The sequence below is a fragment of the Flavobacteriales bacterium genome, from assembly GCA_026129465.1.
Taxonomy (GTDB): Bacteria; Bacteroidota; Bacteroidia; order Flavobacteriales_F; family PHOS-HE28; genus PHOS-HE28.
In genome coordinates, this window is the sequence record JAHCIA010000001.1 from 339,018 (window position 1) to 360,937 (window position 21,920).

Genomic DNA, 21,920 nt, shown 5'->3' on the forward strand with positions numbered 1-21,920 from the left:
CTGGTCCTCTTCAGGCCAAACCCCACCCACCCCCAAACAGCGTCAATCCTTCCACTCCGCGATGAACAGGTTCGTGTCCCGTGAACCGGGCTTGTTGTTGCGGTTGCTGCTGAAGACAAGGTGTTTCCCATCGCCGCTGAAGACCGGGAAGGCGTCGAAAGTGTCGCCAAAGCTGATCTGCTCCAATCCGCTCCCGTCGATATTGACCATGAAGAGCGTGAAGGGGAAACCGCGCTGGCTCTTATGGTTGCTTGCGAAGATGATCTTCTCACCCTTGGGGTGCCAGTATGGGGCCCAGTTGGCCTGGCCCAGATCGGTGATGCGGCGGGCATCGCTTCCATCGGCGTTGGCCACATACAGCTCCATGTTGGTGGGCATCACCAGGCCCTGTTGGAGCAACTCCTGGTACTCGCCCAACTCCTCAGGTGTCTTGGGCCGTGAAGCACGCCACACCAGCTTGCTGCCATCGGGGCTGAAGAAGGCGCCACCATCATAGCCGGGTTCGTTCGTCACGCGGCGCACGTCACTGCCGTCAATGGCCATGGTATAGAGATCCAGGTCGCCATCGCGCATGCTGGTGAACACGATGCGGTCGCCCTTTGGCGAAACGGTGGCCTCCGCATCATAGCCGGGTGTGTCGGTGAGTTGCTTCACGATGTTGCCTTCCAGGTCGCTTACATAGATGTCGAAGCTCTCGTAGATGGGCCACACGTATTTGCCATCGGCACGGCGTTCCGGCTTGGCGGGACATGTAGCAGCGGCCTCGTGCGTGCTGGCGAATAGGATGGTGCGATCGCCCGGCATGAAATAGCTGCAGGTGGTGCGCCCGCCGTGGATGCTCACCCGCTGCGGGGGGACGCCCATGAGGTCGTTCTCAAAGGGGCTGAAATGGAAGATCTGGTCGCATTCGTCGCCCCATTCGGGTACGGTGGCCTGGAACACGAGACGGCGGCCATCGAAGCTCCAATAAGCCTCGGCGATGTCGCCGCCATTGCTCAGTTGGCGCAGGCTTTTGAAGTGTTTCTCATCGGGATGGATGAGTGCCCTGCCGGCAGGCTCCTCTTGCTGCGCCTGGCTTTCGCCTGATGGGGTACCACAAGTGGTAAGGATGAGGCTGAGAAGGATCGTGCTTTCACTGGCTCGTCGCATGGTTTCCTGCCCCGCTTCTTCACGCGGGGCCGCGAAGGTATCCCTTCACTTTCGGAGGAATGTCACTGAAGATCCACAGGACGGATATCTAACTTCCACGCATGCCGATCGACGAAAAAGTCGTCCGTGGCCGGGGCGCAATGGGGGAGGTGGAGAACCGCTTCCTGCGCGTCCAGCGTGGCATTGTGCATCCAGAAGGTGTGGATGGACCCGACCCGGACGATCCGGCGGATGCCCCCACCATTTACCGCGATGAGTGGCCGCGCAGCATCCTCAACAAGGTCGAAAGCGCCGATCTGCCCTTCCGTTGGAGCCTGAATCCCTACCAGGGTTGCGAGCACGGTTGCAGCTACTGCTACGCGCGGCCCACGCATGAGTATTGGGGCCTTGGAGCGGGTCTGGATTTCGAGCGCGTGGTGCTGGTGAAGCGTGATGCGGCCGCCCTGCTGGTGAAGGCCTTGCGATCACCGGGCTGGAAGGCCGAGCCCATCATGCTTTCCGGCGCCACCGACCCCTACCAGCCCGTGGAGCGGAGGGAACGCATCACGCGTTCCTTGTTGCAGGTGATGCACGACCACGGCCAGCCGGTGTCGGTGATCACCAAGAACGGCCTCATCCTGCGCGATCTGGATCTGCTTGCGCCCATGGCCGCCTTGAGACAGGCCCAAGTGGCCATCAGCATCACATCATTGAATGAGGACCTGCGGCGTGCCATGGAGCCACGCACCGCCAGCGCCAGGGTGCGCTTGAAGGCCATCGCGAAACTGTCCTCCGCAGGCGTTCCGGTGCATGCCATGATCGCTCCGGTGATCCCCGGTCTCAATGACCAGGAGATCCCCGCACTGCTGGAAGCCGCTGCCCAGGCCGGTGCCCGGTCGGCCAGCTACATCCTGTTGCGCACCAATGGGCCGGTGCATGAGGTGTTCACGCGCTGGCTGCGCACCCACTTCCCGCTTCGGGCCGCCAAGGTGGAGCATCTTACCGCGGAGACCCATGGCGGTTCCATGAGCGACCACCGCAGCGGGAGGCGCTTCAAAGGTGAAGGCCCTGTGGCCCAGCAGATCGGCGCTTTGTTCAAGCTCATGCATGGCCGTCACCTTCATGGGCGCAGTGCACCGCCCTTGGACAGCAGCGGCTTCCGCAGGCCCGCGCAGGGGCAGTTGGACCTGTTCCAGTGAGTGCGGACGACTCCTGGGGTGATGCCGATCATGGCGATCGTGGATATTTCACCTTGACCTTTGGTCGACTTCCGAGGTAATTTCGTCGTCCGTTTCCACTCGCTGGTGTGTGGAATGGACCAATTCGAAGGGCAGTTCAATGATCCACATCCCCACTTTCGTGTCGCGATTGCTCCGCTTGATGCCGTCGGCAGCGTTTCTCTTGACAGGGCCTACAGATGGAGCACAGGCGCAGATCGTACCCCCCAATTTCGCCGATGCCCTGGTCATGGGCGGTTGGAACGAACCCGTTGGGGCCACTTGGGACGCGAATGGCCGGATGTACGTGTGGGAAAAGCGCGGCATGGTGTGGATCGTGGACGGTGGCGTCAAGCTGCCGAATCCGCTGGTGAACATCAGCGAGGAGGTGGGCAACTGGCGCGACCATGGTCTGTTGGGGTTCGCGTTGGACCCGAACTTCCTGGCGAACGGGAGGGTGTACCTGCTGTATCTGGTGGATCGGCACCACTTGAAGTTCCACGGTACACCGAACTACAACCCCAATACGAACCACTACTACCAGGCCTCCGTCATGCGCATCACGCGCTACACGGCCAATGGTCCATCGTTCAACTCGGTCGACCCCGCCAGTCGTTTTGTTCTGGTGGGTGCAACGCCGCAGACCGGCGCACCCAACCTGCACGAATCCCACAGTACGGGGTCCATCGTCTTCGGCGCGGATGGTACGCTCATGGCCGCTTTTGGCGATGGTGCGAGCTATGCCAGCACGGATCTGGGCAATGCGGGCGAGACCTATGTGGATTCGGCGCTTGCGGACGGCATCATCCGACCGCAGGAGAACGTGGGCGCTTTTCGGTCACAGATGGTGAACTGTCTCAATGGCAAGGTGATCCGCATCGATCCGGTGACCGGCCATGGCATACCGAGCAACCCCTGGTACGACCCCGCTGAGCCCAATGCCACGCGTTCCAAGGTCTGGGCGCTTGGGCTGCGCAACCCGTTCCGCATGACGATCGACCGGAGCCAAGGCAGCAACGATCCATCCGCCGGGCGCCCCGGGACCCTATACATCGGTGATGTAGGCTGGAATGTGTGGGAAGACCTGAACGTATGCTACGAAGGGGGTATGAATTTCGGCTGGCCCCTGTACGAGGGCATGACACAGCACAACAACTACATGGGTGCGAGCATCATGAACCTGGATGCGCCGAACCCGCTCTATGACGGGGTCTCCTGCACCCAATCACATTTCATGTTCAAGGACCTGCTTAAGCAGGACACCCCCATCCACCTCAACGGGCACCCCAATCCGTGCAACCCTTCGGTGCAGATCCCCAACTCCATCCCGAAATTCTTCCACGCGCGTCCGGCCATCGACTGGCGCCATGGCAACCAATCGCGTTGTGCTGGATTCCTGGGCAGCACAGCAGTGACCTGGGACTTGGACGCTGCTGATTCCCCCGTGCCGGGTCCGCGTTTCGGGGGCAACGCCGCCATCGGTGGGCCGAAGATGGCCGGGCAGAATTTTCCATTGGGTTACCAGAACAGCAGCTTCCACGGTGATTACCCAGGCGGATGGATACGCCGCTTTGTTTTCGACGCCCAGGACAAACCTGTAAGCGTACACAACTTCGCCACCAACCTGGGTGCCATCGTTTGGATCGGGGAGGGACCTGATGGTTGCCTCTGGTACATCAAGTACAACAACAGCGAACTGCGCCGCATCTGTTACACCCTGGCGGTGAACCTGCCGCCTGTGGCCGTGGCCACGCAGAATGAGCAGTACGGGCCGGGGCCGCTCACGGTGCAGTTCTCCAGTGCGGGCAGCCTCGATCCGGAGAACGGACCGATAACCTTTCATTGGGACTTCGGCGACGGGCAGCAGAGCACGGCACCGAACCCCCAGCACACCTACACCGCGCCGCCGGGTGTACCCACCACCTACCAGGTTGTGCTTACCGTGAAGGATGACCAGAACCAGCAGGCCACGGCCAACCTGATCGTCTCGCTGAACAATACTCCGCCACAGGTGGAGATCATCAGCTTCGAGAACGGCAGCACTTATCCCCTGGGTGTCGATACCGTGTACCAGCTGGTGGCGAATGTGACTGACTTGGAGCATGGTCCTGCGCAACTTTCCTATGCCTGGCGAACCACCCTGCACCACAACACCCATATGCACCCGGAGGCCATCGACAACAATCCGGTGACCAGCACCATGATCAGCGGCGTGGGCTGCGACGGCGAGAGCTACAGCTACAACATCACCTTGACCGTTACGGACGCCGGAGGGCTGGCGACCACGGTGGACCACTGGCTTTTCCCGCGCTGCTCGGCCATTGCGCCTACCGCGGTCATCCTCACCAATACGAATGCAGGCCCGGGTCCGCTGCAGGTCCAGTTCGATGGCACCAACTCCTACGACCCCGGCTACATCGCGGCCTACCATTGGGACTTCAACGACGGCACCTTCAGCACCGATCCCGCGCCATTGAAGGTCTTCACCGAGAGCGGAGACCATGTGGTGGTGCTTACCGTGACGGATGATGATGGGCTCACCGATCAGGCCACGCGTGTGATCACCGTGGTGACGCCCGGACCAGCCGAGTGTGTGGGCGCTTTGGGCAGTCTGCTCGCCCAAAGGTGGACCGGCATCGGCGGCACCAACGTGAGCGACCTGCTCAACCACCCGAACTACCCCAACAACCCGAACACGACCTTCTACCCGACCAGTTTCCAGGGGCAGGTGAACATCGCCGACAACTACGGCACGCGTGTGCGGGGCTACATCATTCCACCCACCACCGGGCTGTACACCTTCACGGTCACCAGTGATGACGCGTCGGTGGTCTACCTCAGCCCCGGTCCCGACCCCCAGTACAAACAACAGATATGCAGTGTGCCGGGTTGGACGAACGAGACCGAGTACTTCAAGTATCCTTCCCAAGTGAGCGCGCCTGTCATGTTGCAGGCGGGCGCCTATTATTATGTGGAGATGATCCACAAGGAAGGCAGCGGCGGTGACCACTGGGCCCTGCGCTGGCAGACACCCACCAACTCGAACCGCGTGATCATTCCGGGTTCCGCGCTCGGACGCTGGCAGGATTGCGGCCCGGGCGTGAAGTTGCGTGCCGCGCTGCAGGGGCCATGGGATCCCAGCGTGAACCTGATGAAGGACGGCATGCGCCAGCAAGGGCTTGTGCCCCTGGCCGAACCCTATGCCGCGCTCGGCTTCGGCAATGCCGGTGGGGAAACCACCACACCACAACGGCTCGCCGTTTCGGGCAAGAATGCCGTGGTGGACTGGGTGTTGGTGGAGATCCGCAACAAGAACACGCCCACCACCGTGCTGGCCCGCAAGAGCTGCCTGCTGGAGCGCGATGGCGATGTGGTGGATGTGCAAGGCAAGTCGCGGTTGGAGTTCGGTTTGCCACAGGGCGAGTACCTCGTTTCGATCCGCCATCGCAACCACATGGGCGCCATGGCGCAATGGCCGGTGATGCTCTCGCCGCAGGCCGGCTTTGTGGACCTTACCATGCCGAGCACCGCTACGTGGGGCCAACAGGCGCGTGCCCCGCTCAACGGCGGACGCATGGGCCTGTGGAGCGGACATGTGGTGCGCAACGGCAAGGTGAAGTACACCGGCCAGGACAATGATCGCGATCCGATCCTGGTGCGTATCGGTGGCGTCGTGCCCTCCAACACCGCAGCAGGCTACCACGTGGAGGATGTGAACCTGGACGGCCTGGTGAAATACACAGGCGCCGGCAACGATCGCGATCCCATCCTGGTGAATATCGGCGGCACGGTGCCCACCTCGATCCGTGAAGAGCAACTGCCCTGATCGCGATCAGAAGCGGAAACGTGCCCCGGCGAGGATGGCCCGTGGCAGACCGGGACGTGCACCAGCGGGCACGAGCGACGCCAGGTAGCGCTCGTCCAGGAGATTGCGGATCGTGAAGGAGAATTCCACCTGCTCCTTCGCCTGGCCGATGACCGGCCGCCAATAGGCCACCAGATCCACCACGGCATAGGCCGGCACTTCCGTCTTCACGGCATCCGATCCACTGTGTCGGCCCGTGGGCATTTCGCCCACGAAAGTGGCCTGTGCGCTGATGCCGCCGCGGGCACTTTCCAATCCGGCGCGGAGGTTCACCTGGTGCCGGGCGATATAGGGTATGGGGTCCCCTTCCAACACCTGCCCCCAGCCGCTGAAGGTGCTGTTGAAGCTGCTTCCGAAACGGGCATCCGTCAACGTCCAGGCCAGTTGCATGGGCAGACGAAGCTTCTCACCGCGTCCGTGCAAGGCGTCGTGCTCCACATGCAGCTCGATACCGCGCACCAAGGCCCGGCCACCATTGAACAGGTCGCCGCTGCCCGTACCGCCCGCCGCGGCCAGATCGGCGCCGAGCAGTTCCTCATAGTCGTTCAGGAAGCCGATCAATTGGAAATGTGTGCCCTTGTGTCGGATGCGCAGCCCGCTCTCGTAGTTCAAACTTCGCTCAGGTCTGGTCTCCGGATCGCTGCCAGGCGGGGAGAAGCCCCGGTGGACGCCCGCGAAAAGGAAGAGGCCATCACGTATCGTCAGGTCCACGCTCACACCAGGTATCCACACCTCCACGGTATTCTCGGTCCGCACAAGCTGGTCACCCGTCCGCCCGGGATCCTGCCGGCCGTAGTCGTTCTGTGCCAGGGTGATATGCTCGTACCGCAGCCCTGGCCGAAAACCCACACATCCGCGCTCATAGGCATAGGCCACATGCGCAGCGCGTGCGTCGGCGGTGGCCAGCCGATTGCTCTCGGTGCCCTGTTGGCCGCGGCTGGTGAGCATCATGTGGCCGCTGCGCATGCGGTAGCCGTCTGTGCGTTGGAAGCGGTCCATCAGATCACGGTGCACGCGGATGCCAGCTTCAATGTCATGCCTGCCCCGATCCATGCTGATGTTCTTGGAAGCGGTGAATTGCAGCCCGCTGCTCTGGTAGTTGCGCAGGTTCGACTTCACTTGCATCGCATCACCGCCGGTATCGCCGCCACCGAGCGCCTCCATCGCCCATGGCCAAGGTGAGGGGTCATCGAGCAGGCTCGCGATCGGCAACTTGGCTCCAGAACTGTCCACCACCTGGTCCAACTTGTACCAGTCGCGGTGCGTGTTGGTGCGGTACGCCGTTGCTACGAAGCTTATTCCGCCCTTCAACTCCAAGCCATAGCGCGCGGTGAGCATATCCTGCCGCACCGTCATGCGGTCATTGGCCGATGCGGCATAGCGACGCAAGGGTGTCCGCTGGAAGTCGGCCATGGAAAGGCCCAGGTAGGTCTCGTCGCTCGCCTCGGTGTTGAGGCTGGCGCGAAATGAGATCGCCTGCCGGATGCGGGCTTCGTCACGTGCCCGCCATTGGGCCTTCACCACATGGTCGCCTTTCTGGAATCCGGTGGGGCCCTGGGTATCGAGCTGCTTGAATCCGTCGGCGGCCTGCTGGAAGGTCTCCACCAGGAAACCCGCGTGATCGCCGTTGGCCAGGGTCTGTTCGGTCCCCGCATGGGCATGCAGGTCGCGCATACCGAAGGATCCGCCGCGCAACAGGACCATACCGCTGGTGCGTTCGGGGATGGGTGTGGACAGCAGGTTGATGGCGCCACCCGTGGTGAGTGGCCCATGGCGGATCTGGCTGCTCCCCTTGGCCACTTCCACCGCGTGCATACGGCCCATGGTGGGGAAGTAGTACGCCGCTGGGGCCGCATAGGGCGCAGGCGCCACCAGCACACCGTCCTCCATCACGGTGATCTTCGCGCTGCGCTCCGCACCCGCACCGCGCATGCCGATGTTTGGTCGAAGTCCGAAACCGTCCTCCTCCTGCACATTCACACCGGGCACCGTGCGCAACAACCGGCCAATGTCCGTCTGGCCATACAGCGCCATCTCCTTCGGACCGATGTACCACACCGATCCCGGGGTCTCCTGTGCCGGGCCGGAACCACCGGTCAAGCTCGATCGCACCGTGAAGACAGGAAGCTCCACGACCCTTTCCTTCAGCTTGATCTCCATGGGTGCGCCATTCACGGCAGCGGCCCCGGTCCAGAGATCATGTCCCACGCTGCTTACGGCGATCCGTGCGCCTTCGGAAGGGATCCCTTGCAGGCGGAACCGGCCTTGGGCATCCGTGACCGTGCCGATGGATGTTCCCAGGATGGACACGTTCACGAAGGGCAGCCCCAGTCCCCGTGCATCTGTGACGATACCGTGCGATACCATCTCCTGGGCTTGGACCGATGGCATGCATGCCCACACCAAAGCGGCCACCTTGCCCATGGCGCGCAGCCAGGCCCGCAGCGCACGTCCAGGGGCCTCGCGGGAAATTTCGCCCAACACGGCCTTGGTGCGCGCATCCAGCAGCCGGGAGGTCTCGCTTCGCCTGGAGCGGTGGAGAGAACACTTGCCGATGGTGGACATGGGAGCCGGGTGGAGCGGCCGCAAAACTTCCCTCTGCCAACACAGTGGGCAATACTTCGATCGTGGTATTGATCGGCGGAAGGATCGACGATCGATCGTGGGATCGCGTCAGTCGCCTTGGTCGTTGCGGCGAAGCAGAAGGACCTGACGGCCGAGTTCGGCGAAGGACCAACCACTGGCCACGAAACCCTGGGCCAGGGCATGCACGTGCAGCAACTTCGCCTCCTTGCCGGTCTCATAGGCACGTTCCCATGACAGTTGCCCGTTGGTGCCGCAGCGCATCGCCATGGCGTCACCGATGGCCGACCGGTATCGCTCCCCGCCAATGATCAGGTCGCCGTTGGACGCCAGTGCGATGGCGTGGGCCGCGCGGTTGAAGATCGTGTCGCCATGCACGCGCGTCCAGAGCGTGTCGCCGTTGTGGTCCAGCTTGATGAGGTGGACGCAGCGTTTCCGCCTGCCCAGATGGTCCTGTGGCCCCAGTCCATCGGTGTGTCCTGCCAGGATGAAGCGGCCGTCCGGTGCGCGCACCACCGCCTTGGCGGTCTCATTCAATGCGCTGCCCGTGCTGTTGTCCCATTGGAGCGCGCCTTGAAGGTCCAGCCGCATCGCCATCGCATCACTGGCGCCGCCCGCGTTCATACGGCGCCCGGCGATCACCAGGCCGGTGGCATCCACCGCGACCCCGTTGGCCTCCTCATCGAAGATTGAGGGGAAGACCTGTGTCCATAGCACACCACCTTGGGCATCGAAGCGCGCCACCAGCACGTCATGCGTGGCGCCGGTCACAGAGACGCCGCAGACCACCGCACCGCCATCGGGCAGGGACGCCACGCCGAGGTATTGCTGTTGGCCGGGTAAATCGGGCCGAACCGCCCAAAGCACATTCGCCTGCGCATCCAGTTTGATGAGCACGCCGTCGTGGTCCGTTCGCCCTGGTGCGAAGGAACTGCCGGCGATGAAACGGTCGTCCCCTGTGCCCATGGCCATGGCTTGCAGGAATACCGCACCATTTAGGGGCAATTCCGCCTGACCGTTCAATTGTCCGTTGGAACCGCAGTGCATCAGGAACGGTCGGTATCGCCGTGCGCCTGGATCATAGATCCGCGCGGCCACCATCCAGCCGGTCGCAGTGGGCATCACACCCACGCCATCCTGCGCATACATGCCACCCAGCAACTGGGTGAAACTGCTCTGCCCATGAAGGGTTCGCACCGTGGCGATCGCCACTCCAAGGATGATGCACGATGTCAGGAGCCGTTTCATCCAGTGCGCCACGAAAGTAGTGGAGCCGGACCGGGCCGTAGTTTCGCCGCATGGAGCGCGAAATGGCGGTGCGTTGTTTCCTGGTCACCGGGCTGGCGTTCGCCGTTCCCGCGCTGGTGGCGGTGGCGCAGCATGATCAATTGGCGTTGCACCGCATCATCAACGCGCATCACGCGCCCTGGTCCGACCTGTTCTTCCGTTACGCCACACACCTGGCCGATGGCCTCGTTCCCACCGTACTGGCGGTAGTATTGCTTTTCCTGCGGGATGTCCGATCGTTCCTGATGATGGGCCTGGGATGCGGGATCTCCGCGATCGTGGTACAGGCGCTCAAGCATCTGGTCTTCGGTGCACACCATCGGCCAGCGGGCAGGCATGCAGAACTGGATGGCATCCGGTGGCTGGAGGGCGTGGACCTGCACCACCACTTCAGCTTTCCCAGCGGACACGCCACGGCCGCTTTCGCCATGTGTCTGGCGTTGGCGGTGATCGTGGCGCGTCCGCGTTGGGGTGTGGTGCTGGCCGCCGTGGCGTCGGTGCTCGCCTTCAGCAGGGTCTACATCTCTCAGCACTTCACCGAGGATGTGCTCGCCGGGGCGGCCTTGGGCGGCATCAGCGCATGGCTGGTGTACCGCTGGCTCTACCGTTCGCGCTTCGCCACGCGGCCCTGGCTTGACCGGCGCCCCTTCTACTTGCCGAAGTAGTAGCGGAAGCCGAGCGCCGCGCCGATGTCGAAGGTGGTGCTGGGCACGATGTCCAGCGTGGGTGACGCTTCCAGGAAGATGTCCACCGGAGCGCCCTCGAACATGTAGGTAAGGCCCACCGGGAACCTGACGCCCAGCCGCGTGTGCCCGCCCCGGCTGTCATACCACCGGCCATTGGCCCAATAGCGATCGCCGGTCCAACTGCGCATGCGGATGCCAGGACCGTAGTGCAACGCCATGCGGCCCTTGTTCACATTGATCAGGTTGAAGTTGTGGAAGAGGTAGTCGCCGTGCAGGTGGAAGTAGCCACCACGGCCCCAACCTCCCCAGGCCACCCCGAAGGCGATGGCGTTGTTGCCGCCGGTCCAAGCCTTGCCGGAGATGCCGGTGGGTTCGCCAAGCATGATGCCGAGGCCGAAGCCATGGTCCTGGGCATGTATGGCCATGCTGGAACCCAATAGGAACAGGATGATGATGTAACGTTTCATGGTGCAAAGTTCAGGTTGATGACGCACTGATGCCATTTTCCGTGCCTATGGACCTACCTCGCCCCGATTTTCCTTGATCGATGAGGCCCACAGCCGCTGGTGGTCACCTTGCGGATCGTACTGCGCAGCCTGGCGATCGGGGAGGAATTTCCTCAGGGGCCTGGGGTCGTTCCCCACACCGGCGATGTACTGCCAGTTGCCCCAATTGCTGCAAGGGTCGTAGTCGATGAGCATACACTCGAACCACCAGGCGCCCATACGCCAGTCGAGCCCCAGGTCGTGCACCAGGTAGCTGGCTGTGTTCTGGCGTCCGCGGTTGCTCATCCAGCCGGTGGCGGCCAGTTCGCGCATGTGCGCATCGATGAAGGGCTGGCCCGTGCGACCCTCGCACCAAGCGGCGAAGCGGCGCGGGTCGTGGTTCCCCTGGGCGGGCTTGTGGGCGATACCGCTGCGCTTGAAGAGGTCCGCACCGTGCTTCGCGGCCGTGAACTGGAAGAAGTCGCGCCACAGCAGTTCGAAGACCAGCCAGTAGGTGCTCTCATTGGCGCCATGGAGCCGCTCATAACGCTTCACCTGGTGGTACACCTCGCGCGCGCTGATGCAACCCAGCGCCAGCCAGGGGCTGAACTTGCTGCTGTAGTCCGCGCCGATCATGCCGTTGCGCGTTTCCTTGTAGCTGGAGAGGGAGCGGTTGTCCCAGAAGTAGTGCTTCAATCGTTCCAGTGCGGCGGCACGTCCGCCCGTGAAGTGCATCACCGCACGCGGGTCACTAGTGGGCGCTTCGCAGCCGAGATCCGCCAGGGAGGGAAGTTGGCTGGCCCACTCCGTTGGCGTGGGCAATTGTGAAGGTTCGGGCAATGCATCGCGCACCTGCCAATGGGTCTCCACCTTGTGGCGGAAGGCGGTGAAGACCTTGGGCAACTTCTCGATGGGAAGGGGTAAGTCCTCCGGATGCAGCAGTGTGGGGGGACCGGCCGCCCGCACGGGCAGCACTTCGGACACCGTGCGCAGGTGCCGTTGTTCCTCCCAGGCGAATTGCCGCTTGGTGTACACGGCTTCCACTTTCCATTCCGCCGCGATCCGCGACAGCACGGTGGCAGGTTCACCGATGTACACCCGCAAAGCCGACCCGCGCAAGTGCAGTTGGGCATCGAGGTCGGCAAGGCTTTCCAACAGGAACTGTGCACGGTACGGACCCATCCTGCTGAAGCCGAAGGGCGATGGAGCGATCTGCCGCGGATCGATGATGTGCACCGGCAGTACCTCGTCGCTGTCCGCCAAGGCATCCACCGCAGCGGGATGATCGGCCAGGCGCAGATCGTTGCGGAACCAGAGGAAGGAGCGGGACATGGTGCAAGGGTGGGGCGGATGCCGACTACAGCGTTTCGATATCGGCCAGCAGTTGTTCTCCTTTGTCCAGCAGGGCCTGCCGTGCCGCAGGTGCCATCTTCTCCCAGGTGCGGTACACCATGCCCACCCGCATCATCGTTCCGGGTCTTGCGTCAGGGCTTTCCAGGCGTTCCCGGTTGCGGGCGTGGAAGTGCCAGTATAGCGCGTTGAAGGGGCAGGCCTTCGGGCCAGTGCGGTCGTTCACGTCGTAATAGCAGTTTCCGCAGTGGTGGCCCATCTTGTTCAGGTAGGCGCCGCTGCTCACATAGGGCTTGGTGCCCACGATGCCGCCATCGGCCCACTGGCTCATGCCGCGCGTGTTGGTGATCTCCACCCACTCCAGCGCGTCGATGTAGATGCCCAGGTACCAGCGGTCCACCTCATCGGGGTGCACGCCCGCCAGCAGCGCGAAGTTGCCGGTGACCATCAGCCGCTGGATGTGGTGCGCGTAAGCGTTGGTGAGGCTGCCGGTGATCGCCTCGCGCAGGCAGGCCATCTTCGTGCGACCGGTCCAGAACCACTCGGGCAAAGGGCGTTCGTGGCCGAGGAAGTTCATTCCGGCGTACTGCGGCATGTGCGCCCAGTAGGCCCCGCGCATGTATTCGCGCCAGCCGATGATCTGCCGGATGAAGCCTTCCACCTGAGGCAGAGTGATGCGCTCGGGATCGGCCCTCCAGGCGGCTTCAGCGGCTTCGCATACTTCCAGTGGCGATATCAACTTCACGTTCATGGCGAAGCTGAGGCGCGAGTGGTACAAAGCCCACTGACCGGGCATCAGTGCATCCTGGTAGGTGCCGAAGCAGGGCAGGAGGTGTTCGCTGAAGTGGTCGAGCAGTTGAAGACTTTCCGCTCGGTCCAGCGGCCAGGGGAAATGCCGCGCGTCCACCGTGCCGATCGTCTTCACGCCGTGGGCCTCCACCATCTGCTGGATACCGCGCAGGTCGTGGTCGAAGAGCAGGGGAGGAGGGGCCACGTGCGACTTCGGTGGGCGGCCCCGGTTCTCCTTGTCGAAGTTCCATTGCCCGCCGATGGGCTGGTCACCATTCATCAGCAGGCCGGTGCGTTCGCGCATCACGCGGTAGAAGCGCTCCATCAGGTACTGCTTCTTCCCCTTGAAGAGTGTGCCCAGTTCCTCGCGGGTGGTGAGGAAGTGCTCGGTGTCCGCCACTTCCACCGCACAGCCGCAGCGCTTCGCGAAGTCATTCAGCTGCTGGTCCAGGCGATACTCATCGGGCAACTGGTACCCGAAGGTCCGCGCGCCGATCTGCTCCAGGATCCACTGCAGGTTGTCCGGGATGGACTGTGTGTTGCGCGGATCGAGGCTGATGTACAGCACGCGTTGTCCGTCCTTCCGAAGATGTTCCGCAAAGCGCCGCATGGCCCCGAAGAAGCCCAGCACCTTCTGCACATGGTGCCACGCGTAGTCGGTCTCCTGCCGCACTTCCATGAGCACGTACAGGGCGTCCGGGTCCGGCTCCTTGAACCAGCTGTGCGCCCCATTGAGCTGATCGCCCAGGATCAGGCGGAGGCGATCGGCCGGACCTGGTTCCTGTTGTTTCGGCATCGGTCGCTGCAGTGCTTCACCTCGTCCCACACACGCTCCCATTTCTTGCGCCAGTGGAAAGGCCTGCCACAGGTGGCGCAGGTCTTCGTAGGGCGTAGGGAGGGGGGGCGGTGGCGGGGCACGCGGAAGGAACACGGAACGGCAGCGCGTGTTCGTGCGGGAAGCGTTCGAAGCCCCAACTTCGCGAGCGATGTGGCGGCGTCTGGTCCTTGTTGTTTGGCTGATGGGCACCGGGCCGTGGTCCGTGGCGCGATCTCCCGTGTTCCGCTCCATCCAGGAGCGCGACGGGCTGTCGAACCATGACGTGCTGGCCTTACATCGTGATGTGACCGGTGCGCTTTGGATCGGTACCGCCCATGGCCTCGATCGCTATGACGGGGACCGCATCACGAACTTCTCTCCGGATGACGGCCTGCCCTCGCCCACCATCAAGGCGATCGCCAGTGATGCCGCGGGCATGTTGTGGATGGCCACCCTGGGTGGCGTGACGCGCATGGACCCGCACACCTGGCGCATGGAGAGTTGGCGCGTCAGCAATGGTGCCGATCCGGTGCGGAACAACATGTTCATGCATGTGCTCCCGCTGGGGGACCGTGTACTGTGCACCAGCGAAGGGGGCCTGTGGTGGTTCGATCCGCGGGACGCGTCGTGGAGCCGACCATCACCCAGGAACGCCGATGGGCTCGTGCCCTTCGGCAGTGTGTTGCGCGCGGACAGTGGCGGAACGGGATGCTGGATCAGCACGCGTGACAGGGGATTGGTGTACTACGATGTGGCCCGGGAGGTCCTGCACGATCGGAAGCAGAACCCCGGAGCGCATCCTTTGCTGGAGGGGCTGCACATCAGCGCCATGTGCACGGATCGCGATGGCAACCTGTGGCTCAGCGAGCATTTGAGCAAGGAGATCATCCACTACCGCGTGGCCAGCCGCCGCTTGGAGCGTTGGAAACATTGGCCCGGCCATCCGGAGGCGGTCATCCGATCCGGCGCCCGCGTGCTGGCCTGTGATGCCGCCGGCAGGCTCTGGTATAGCGGATGGGACTTTCTGCCGCGCGTGTTCGATCCCGTGGCGCGCACCCTCATCGATCTGGTGCCCGACCAGGGCGACCCCACCACCATCCCCTTCGGCTTCATACACGAATTCCATGAGGATGAGCGCGGCCTCATCTGGCTGGCCACACCCAATGGCATCGCCGTGCATGATCCCTCCGCGTTCCAGTACCAGGTGATCGACCCCGGACGCCATTTCGGGAGCTACTTCGACATGACGATCACCGGCATCGCGACCGATGAGATGGGCGCGATCTGGACATCATCGGAGGCCGGTCTGGTGCGGTACGATCCGGGTACTGGTGGCTATGAACATATGCCGTCATTGCCGGGTCCCGATGCCGCCAGCAAGGTCCTCTCCATGTCCAAGGGCGATGGGGTGTTCTGGTTGGGCACGCGCCACGGCCTCTACACGTTCGATCCGCGAAGCCGGAGATCGGTGCCGGTGGAACTGCTCAAAGGCCGGGATCCGGCGCGCGTCCCGATCTCCAAGGTGCACGTGGATCGGCAGGGTGGCATTTGGGTCTTCTCCTGGTCCGAAGGGTTGTTCCATCATGACCCTGCCACCGGCAGCACCGAGCAATGGCCGCACGGCTGGGATCCTCCGCGCGGATTCAGCTCGGGCATCATGCACAGTATGTTGGAAGCCGCGGATGGCAGCATCTGGTTGGGGCATATCTATGGGGGTATCGTGCGCTACGACCCGGCCAAGCGGACGTTCGCCGAGGTGCTCCGGACGGGTGGGACCGAAGGAGGTGCCGGCAAAGGACCCATCACCGCTTTGGCGGAGGACGCGCGCGGCAACATCTGGTACTTCTCCCAGGGCTTCGGGCTGTTCTCCCTGGACCCCGGTTCCGGCGCTGTGCGGCGCTACGGCATGCGGGAAGGGCTGCCCTCGCTGTCCGGTTGGAACATAGTACCAGACAGTCGCGGAAGACTTTGGCTGGGCACCGGCAAGGGGCTCGCCTGTTTCGATCCGGTGGCCGGCCGCGCCACGCCGATCCGCCTGGACCACGGACTGTCCTACCATGACATGCCTCCGGCCCATGCCTGGCTGCCCTCCGGCGAGTTGCTCATGGCCGACGGGTACACCTTGGTGCGTTTCGACCCCGGGCGCTTCGTGCGGTCCGATCCGCCGCCGGCCCCGGTCGTGCGGTCACTCCTGGTGAACGGAGAACGGGTACCTTTGTCCGGCGAGGACCCCATCCGATTGGAGCATGGTCAGGACCGCATCACCATCCGGTTCTCCTCCTTCGATCTGCCGGGGCGCATCACGCGATACGCCACACGGCGCGTGGGTGATACCACCTGGGTGGAAGGCCCCACTGGGACGTTCTCACTGTCCGGGCTCAATCCCGCAGAGTACGAGTTCAGGTTCCGCACCATGTCCGATACCGGCGTGTGGAGCGAGGAGAGTGGTTTGCGGTTCATCATCGCGCCGCCCTGGTGGCAGCGGCTCTGGGCGCGTGTGCTCTTCGCCCTGCTGATCGCGGCGTCCATCGTGCTGCTGTTCCGGCTGCGGCTGAACCTGATCCGTTCGCGTGAGCGCAAGGAGGAATCCGTCGCCCGAACGATGAACGACCTCAAGCTCCGCGCCCTGCGTGCCCAGATGAACCCGCACTTCGTGTTCAACTGCATGAACTCGATCGACAAGTACATCCTGATGAACGAGCCGGAGCAGGCCTCGCGCTACCTGAACCGCTTCGCCAAGCTCGTGCGCCTCATCCTCAACCAGAGCGACAGCGTGAGCGTGCCGTTGGACAAGGAGGTGGAGATGCTCCGCTACTACCTGGAGCTGGAGGCCCTGCGCTTCGAGGAGCCCTTCACCTTCGAGGTCACCGCCGATCCCCTGCTGATGAACGAGGATCCCGAGCTGCCTGCGATGCTGGTGCAGCCTTACGTGGAGAACGCCATCTGGCATGGCTTGCAGCACAAGCACGGCCGCGGCCACATCCGGGTGGACTTCCGCAAACTGGGCAACGACCTGGTGGTGACCGTGGAGGACAATGGTGTGGGCCGCGCCGAGGCCGCGCGAATCAAGGCGCAGCGCAGCACCGTGCACAGCAGCAAGGCCATGCAGGTGAACGCGGACCGCATGAGGCTCATGGAGGAGCTGAAGCTCGGTGGCGCCAGCGTGGCGATCGACGATCTCACGGACCGCGAGGGCAAGGCCCTCGGTACACGGGTCACGATCACCTTGCCTTTGGAGGCGCTGCGCGAAGGGGTGTGGATGGAAGAGCAGGAGGCCTGATCCCTTCAGCGCCCGTCCATGGTGAGGTCCAAGGGACGGATCACGCTGTCCACGATGCGGCCCGCGAGGAGTTCCTTCTCCCAGAAGGCACAGTCGTCGAGGAAAGCGCCGATCTCCCGGGCATCGTCCAGCGCGTAGGGCTGGTAGTAGTGCCGGGAGAGCACCACATGTACCGCGCGCGGATCGAGCCGCTCGCGCTCTCGGGCGCGGTGATGAGGGGTGTGGTGGTCATGGGGTCAGGGTTTCTGGTGTGCTATGGCCGACGCGCGGATCCAAGATGCCGGGGTGGTTCTGCACGTGTTGGGGTTGTTCGCGGTCAAGGGACCTTGGGCAGTTTCACCACCCGGTAGCGCACCGTGGCGCCGCTTGGTTCGTAGGTGCCATCGGGGCGGATGCCCTTGCGCATTGAGTAGGGCTCGCTCCAAGCGGTGTTGGCTTCCATGGGCCTTGCGGGAAGCACCATGTCCAGGGTGATCGATGCCCGGTCGTACGGGATGAAGGTGAGCATGCGGAAGGACGCCACGGTGTTGAGGCGGCCGCGCAGGGGGATCACCCATTGGCCATCGCGCAGGGCGATGCGTTCACGGTCCACGGTGATGTAGGCGTTGTCGTTGTCTCCCGCGTAGAGCGAGGCTTTGACGTACTCGTGGCGCAGGGCTTCCTCCGGGTAAAGGCCCTCGGGCACGAAGACCTCGGCTTCGAGTTCCAGCGCATGGCCGTCGATCGTGGGCGCCACGGGCCGCGTGAGCATTTTGAAGCCGAAGAAGAGGAGCACCAGCGCGTTGGGCAGGAGCTGGGCCAGCGTGAAGGCACGCCAGAACTGGGGCCATGCGTTGGTGCCCAGGATGCCCGTGGCGATGAGGCCCCACACGAAGCCCACCGCCGCGGCGAAGGGGCCGAACACGAAGAACACGCCCATGCTGCCGCCACCATCACGATCGTGGATGTTCAGCAGGTGCATGAGGCCGAGCCCCACCACTACCGTGATCACGAAGGCGAGCAGGGCGTTGGCGAAGGCGACGGTGAAGGCGATGGACCAGGACATTTTCATCTGGGTGTTGGGTCAGGCGTTCATTCCACGGCCCAGCGTAGGGCGGGCGGTACATCGATGAGCACGGGCTTCCACGTCCATCCGGCCTGGGTGACAGCCGCGATGAAAGGCGCCTTCAGTTCCTGCAGGTTGAAGCGGTAGGTGTAGCTGAGGTCGCCCGTGGGCCGTCCGTCAGGGCCGAACTGCAGCCCGTAGACCTTGCGGTGGTCCACTTGGAAGAAGGTGATGCCCAAGGCGGTGCTCCACTTCAGGCGGGCACCGTCCATGCCGACGCTGGTATCGAACAGCGACCACTGCTCGGTGACACGTACGGCCTTGTCCCCGGCATCGAAGCGCAGTACCAAGCGGTGGGTGCGCCGCATGCGGTGCGTGTTCAGCAGGTCGGTCCAGCGGGCGTCGGCATAGTTCCACGTGATGGCGATACGCCCGTCGTTCAACTCCTCCACGGTCATCGGTACGCTGGCGCCGTTCACGGCGAGGACACGTTCGCGCAAGCCGCTCTCCGCGATGGGCGCGGCACCCGGCTCCGCCGGCACCGAGCTCGCCCAGATCGCGCCCTTGAAGAACCAGATGGAGAACAGCAGCACCAGCAGCAGCACCGAGATCACTTGGATCCAGACGGGTTGGAAGAGGCGCTTCAAGGGCTGCATGGCGGGGATCAAGGGTGTTCCCGCGCTCGCCATGGCCGCTGGTGAGGCGACGCTTTCAGGCCTGCGGAGGATGGGGATCGCCGCCACACGGGCTTCGAGCATGGGCTCGGTGAGCGCGGTGACGATGAGCACGGCGTTGCCGCTGCGCAGCAGGTGCATGCGGTCTTGGCCCAAACCACGTTTTCCCTTCACTTCGGCACCGCCGCGGTCCAGTTCCACCGCCACCTCATAGAGGCCCAGGTAGGCGAGCAGGCCGTCGGTGGTCTGTTGCGCATCGCCGAAGACCAGCGCGGTGATGGTCTCGCCGGTGGGCAGCGATGCCGTGTTCGCAGCAAGGAGCCCGGGCATTCGGCTGGCGAAGAGCGCGCGGCTGTCCTCGAAGGAGGAACCCGGCATGGAGGGCCCGAAGACCTGCTCGGGCTCGGCGACCAGGCCGTCCTTCACGGTGATGCTGAAGGAGGGGAGGCCCAGCAGTGCGGCGGCATCGGGCTGGATGGCGCCCGCTTCCGCCACACTGCCAGGTTTCACGGCCATGGTCAGGTGCGCCACGAACTGTGGAAGCACCACCAGCCCGAAGGCGATGGCGAAGAAGATGATGGGCCGGAGCGATGCGCCGCCGCGTGACATGAAGAGGCCGAGCAATGAGCAGACGAGCAGGCCGCCCAGTACCAGGGCACCCATCACGCCCAGCATGGGGTTCTGTTCGATGATCTTGATCATGTTCCACCATACAGGGTGATGTGGTCTTCCGCCACGCGGTACAAGCCACCGCCGGGTACCTGGTCCAGCAGGGCCCGGTGGGCGATCCATCCCAGGGTGGCGTCGCGCTCCTCCACGGGCAGTCCGGTGGTGTTCTCCCAAGCGGCCCTGTTCGGCACACCGATGATGGCCACCGCGGGTTCCACGGCGAACTCCCACCACAGGCTGAAGGACGTGCGGTCGTCACGGTAGTGCACGGTGCCGCCACGGCCCTGGCTGGTGTAGCTCAGCGTGGCGTGGTGAGGTGCGGGCAAAGGTTTCCGGTCATCGGCGCGGCGCTGCACCAGCTTCGCGGCATGCGCCATCAGGTTCGCGTCGGCATCGAGCCAGCGGGCCACTTCATCCTCCCGCTGGCCGGCCGCGAGGTGCTTCATGGCCAGCGACAGGATCGCTTCGTACCGTGCATGGCGGGTGAATTGTGCCCTTCGCTCATCGAACCAGGCCTGCGCCAGGCGCTCCCCTTCGCGCTCGGCCTGCTGGCGCAGTTCGCGCAGGGCATCACGTTCGGCGATGGTGGCCTGTTGCTCGCGGGCCAGTTCTTCGCGCGCGTTGTCCAGCGTGGCCAATGCGGCCCGCATCGCTTCCGCGAAGACACCTTCGGGGCCAGTGTGGCGCTCTTCGCTCATGGTGTTCAGTTCCAGCGGGCGTGGGTGGCGGCGAAGAACACAAGTGCGAAGATCGCGGCCCAGAAGACAACAAGGACCACCGTGGCCGAAGTGGTCCGTGCCTGCTCTGACAGCCGCCAGGCCCACAGACCGATCCCGGCGAAGAGGACCATTGCACCGATGGCCAGGCCCCATTCCTTCGCGGTGTTGCGCGACCCGGCCACCAGGCCCGCAGCGGTGAACAGTGCGTTCACAAGGCCCATGGCGAGCATGGCCGTGGACAGTCCGTGCAGACCTAGCAGAATGAGGAAGAGTGTGCGCATCGCGGTGCAAGCATAGAAGGGGGTGTTCCGGCCCGAGCACAGAGCAAGGGGAACGCGGTATCTCGGAAAACCTCCACCCAACGGATCACCATGACCACTTGCTGTCAGGATCGCCCATTGGCTGGGACCTGCTGGACGACCTGACGGAAGGTGGACTTCCATGCCCTTGTTTTGGGGTGCAGATGAACGGAGACAAGAACCAACGGATCCATGCTCAATGCCCTGATCATCGACGACGAGGCCAACGCCCGAGAGAAGCTGGCCTTTCTGCTGGAGCGCTACTGCGCCGATACGGTGAATGTGATCGGCATCTGCAAGGATGGCGAGGAGGGCGTGGAGGCCATCCGCCAGCACCAGCCCGACCTGCTCTTCCTGGACGTGGAGATGCCGCGCATGACCGGCTTCGACGTGCTGCGCGAGGCGGGCCGCGGCCGGCACGAGGTGATCTTCACCACGGCCTACGACCACTACGCCATCAAGGCCATCAAGTTCGCCGCCATCGACTACCTGCTCAAGCCCATCGACATCGACCAACTGAAGGAGGCCATCACACGCACGCTGGAGAAGCGCGGCACCGCAGGTTCCGAGCAACGTGTGGAGCAGTTGATGGAGAACACGCGCCCCGGCATGGCGCCTGGCAGCCTCAGCGTACCCGGCAAGGATGGGTTCGTGATGGTGAAGGTGGACGACATCGTGTGGTGCGAGGCCATCAACTACTACACCGTGCTGCACCTGCTGGGCGGCAAGGAACTGGTGGCCACGCGTACGCTGAAGGATTTCGAGGAGATGCTCAGCGGCTCGGGCTTCGCGCGCATCCACCATTCGCACATGATCAATGTGAAGCACCTGGAGCGCTACATCAAGGGCGCGGGCGGCCAGGTGGTGATGGCCGGCGGAAAGACGCTGGACGTGAGCCGCCGCAAGAAGGACGAGCTGATGGCGCGCCTGGGCCGGGGCTGAACTGGCCCGCCACGACCACTTGCTGATGTGCCCTTCCACTTGCTGGAAGCGGCTTTACCACGGGGGGGGGACCGAAGCAGTTTCG

Annotated in this window: 17 protein-coding genes; 5 read left to right on the plus strand and 12 right to left on the minus strand. The window is 63.8% G+C overall.

Going from position 1 to position 21,920, the window contains the following annotated elements; genetic code table 11:
• Positions 1 to 42 precede the first annotated feature (42 nt).
• A complete protein-coding gene (locus tag KIT10_01330) occupies positions 43 to 1,149 on the minus strand; it encodes a PD40 domain-containing protein (GenBank protein MCW5897883.1) in 1,107 nt (368 codons plus the stop codon).
• A 101-nt stretch (positions 1,150 to 1,250) separates the two neighbouring features.
• Here KIT10_01330 and KIT10_01335 point away from each other — a divergent pair, with 101 nt between their 5' ends.
• Both KIT10_01335 and KIT10_01340 read left to right on the plus strand, forming a co-directional pair.
• On the plus strand, positions 1,251 to 2,327 hold the full coding sequence (locus KIT10_01335; GenBank protein ID MCW5897884.1) for a PA0069 family radical SAM protein: 1,077 nt from the start codon (positions 1,251 to 1,253) through the stop codon (positions 2,325 to 2,327).
• 202 nt (positions 2,328 to 2,529) lie between these two features.
• Positions 2,530 to 6,171, plus strand: coding sequence for a PQQ-dependent sugar dehydrogenase (locus tag KIT10_01340; GenBank protein MCW5897885.1), 3,642 nt, complete (start codon positions 2,530 to 2,532; stop codon positions 6,169 to 6,171).
• A 6-nt stretch (positions 6,172 to 6,177) separates the two neighbouring features.
• Here KIT10_01340 and KIT10_01345 read toward each other — a convergent pair whose 3' ends face one another.
• Together KIT10_01345 and KIT10_01350 are read right to left on the minus strand one after the other, a co-directional pair.
• Positions 6,178 to 8,775 (minus strand): TonB-dependent receptor, encoded by a 2,598-nt coding sequence (locus KIT10_01345; protein ID MCW5897886.1) that lies wholly within the window; start codon positions 8,773 to 8,775, stop codon positions 6,178 to 6,180.
• A gap of 108 nt (positions 8,776 to 8,883) precedes the next feature.
• Entirely contained in the window at positions 8,884 to 10,041 is a 1,158-nt protein-coding gene (locus KIT10_01350) for a hypothetical protein (protein MCW5897887.1), read from the minus strand.
• Positions 10,042 to 10,091: 50 nt separating this feature from the next.
• Between KIT10_01350 and KIT10_01355 the strand changes: the two genes are divergently transcribed.
• Positions 10,092 to 10,745 carry a phosphatase PAP2 family protein gene (locus KIT10_01355; GenBank protein ID MCW5897888.1) on the plus strand — a complete coding sequence of 218 codons (654 nt, stop codon included), beginning with the start codon at positions 10,092 to 10,094 and terminating at the stop codon, positions 10,743 to 10,745.
• On the opposite strand, the gene KIT10_01360 is transcribed toward KIT10_01355, so the two are convergent.
• Genes KIT10_01360 through KIT10_01375 form a run of 4 tightly spaced genes read right to left on the minus strand, consistent with a single transcriptional unit; the run spans position 10,730 to position 14,308 of the window.
• Positions 10,730 to 11,233, minus strand: a complete 504-nt coding sequence (locus tag KIT10_01360) for a hypothetical protein (protein MCW5897889.1) — start codon at positions 11,231 to 11,233, stop codon at positions 10,730 to 10,732. The two genes, KIT10_01355 and KIT10_01360, sit on opposite strands and share 16 nt — an antisense overlap.
• Positions 11,234 to 11,278: 45 nt before the next feature.
• A complete protein-coding gene (locus tag KIT10_01365; GenBank protein ID MCW5897890.1) occupies positions 11,279 to 12,583 on the minus strand; it encodes a DASH family cryptochrome in 1,305 nt (434 codons plus the stop codon).
• A gap of 25 nt (positions 12,584 to 12,608) precedes the next feature.
• Positions 12,609 to 14,186 carry a cryptochrome/photolyase family protein gene (locus KIT10_01370; GenBank protein MCW5897891.1) on the minus strand — a complete coding sequence of 526 codons (1,578 nt, stop codon included), beginning with the start codon at positions 14,184 to 14,186 and terminating at the stop codon, positions 12,609 to 12,611.
• Positions 14,141 to 14,308, minus strand: coding sequence for a DUF2256 domain-containing protein (locus KIT10_01375; protein ID MCW5897892.1), 168 nt, complete (start codon positions 14,306 to 14,308; stop codon positions 14,141 to 14,143). The genes KIT10_01370 and KIT10_01375 overlap by 46 nt, the downstream gene beginning before the upstream one ends.
• Before the next feature lie 68 nt (positions 14,309 to 14,376).
• Between KIT10_01375 and KIT10_01380 the strand changes: the two genes are divergently transcribed.
• A complete protein-coding gene (locus tag KIT10_01380) occupies positions 14,377 to 17,487 on the plus strand; it encodes a histidine kinase (GenBank protein ID MCW5897893.1) in 3,111 nt (1,036 codons plus the stop codon).
• Between the two features lie 5 nt (positions 17,488 to 17,492).
• Here the strand turns inward: KIT10_01380 and KIT10_01385 are convergent, their stop codons facing one another.
• The 5 genes from KIT10_01385 to KIT10_01405 all read right to left on the minus strand — a co-directional run bounded on the left by KIT10_01385 (position 17,493) and on the right by KIT10_01405 (position 20,875).
• Complete coding sequence (locus KIT10_01385; protein MCW5897894.1) at positions 17,493 to 17,651, minus strand: hypothetical protein; 159 nt, start codon at positions 17,649 to 17,651, stop codon at positions 17,493 to 17,495.
• A gap of 152 nt (positions 17,652 to 17,803) precedes the next feature.
• Entirely contained in the window at positions 17,804 to 18,532 is a 729-nt protein-coding gene (locus tag KIT10_01390) for a hypothetical protein (GenBank protein MCW5897895.1), read from the minus strand.
• A gap of 26 nt (positions 18,533 to 18,558) precedes the next feature.
• On the minus strand, positions 18,559 to 19,908 hold the full coding sequence (locus KIT10_01395; protein MCW5897896.1) for a hypothetical protein: 1,350 nt from the start codon (positions 19,906 to 19,908) through the stop codon (positions 18,559 to 18,561).
• Positions 19,905 to 20,573 carry a hypothetical protein gene (locus KIT10_01400; GenBank protein MCW5897897.1) on the minus strand — a complete coding sequence of 223 codons (669 nt, stop codon included), beginning with the start codon at positions 20,571 to 20,573 and terminating at the stop codon, positions 19,905 to 19,907. Before KIT10_01400 ends, KIT10_01395 begins: the two co-directional genes overlap by 4 nt.
• Before the next feature lie 5 nt (positions 20,574 to 20,578).
• Positions 20,579 to 20,875 carry a hypothetical protein gene (locus KIT10_01405; protein ID MCW5897898.1) on the minus strand — a complete coding sequence of 99 codons (297 nt, stop codon included), beginning with the start codon at positions 20,873 to 20,875 and terminating at the stop codon, positions 20,579 to 20,581.
• A gap of 210 nt (positions 20,876 to 21,085) precedes the next feature.
• Between KIT10_01405 and KIT10_01410 the strand changes: the two genes are divergently transcribed.
• On the plus strand, positions 21,086 to 21,835 hold the full coding sequence (locus KIT10_01410) for a response regulator transcription factor (protein MCW5897899.1): 750 nt from the start codon (positions 21,086 to 21,088) through the stop codon (positions 21,833 to 21,835).
• Positions 21,836 to 21,920 lie beyond the last annotated feature (85 nt).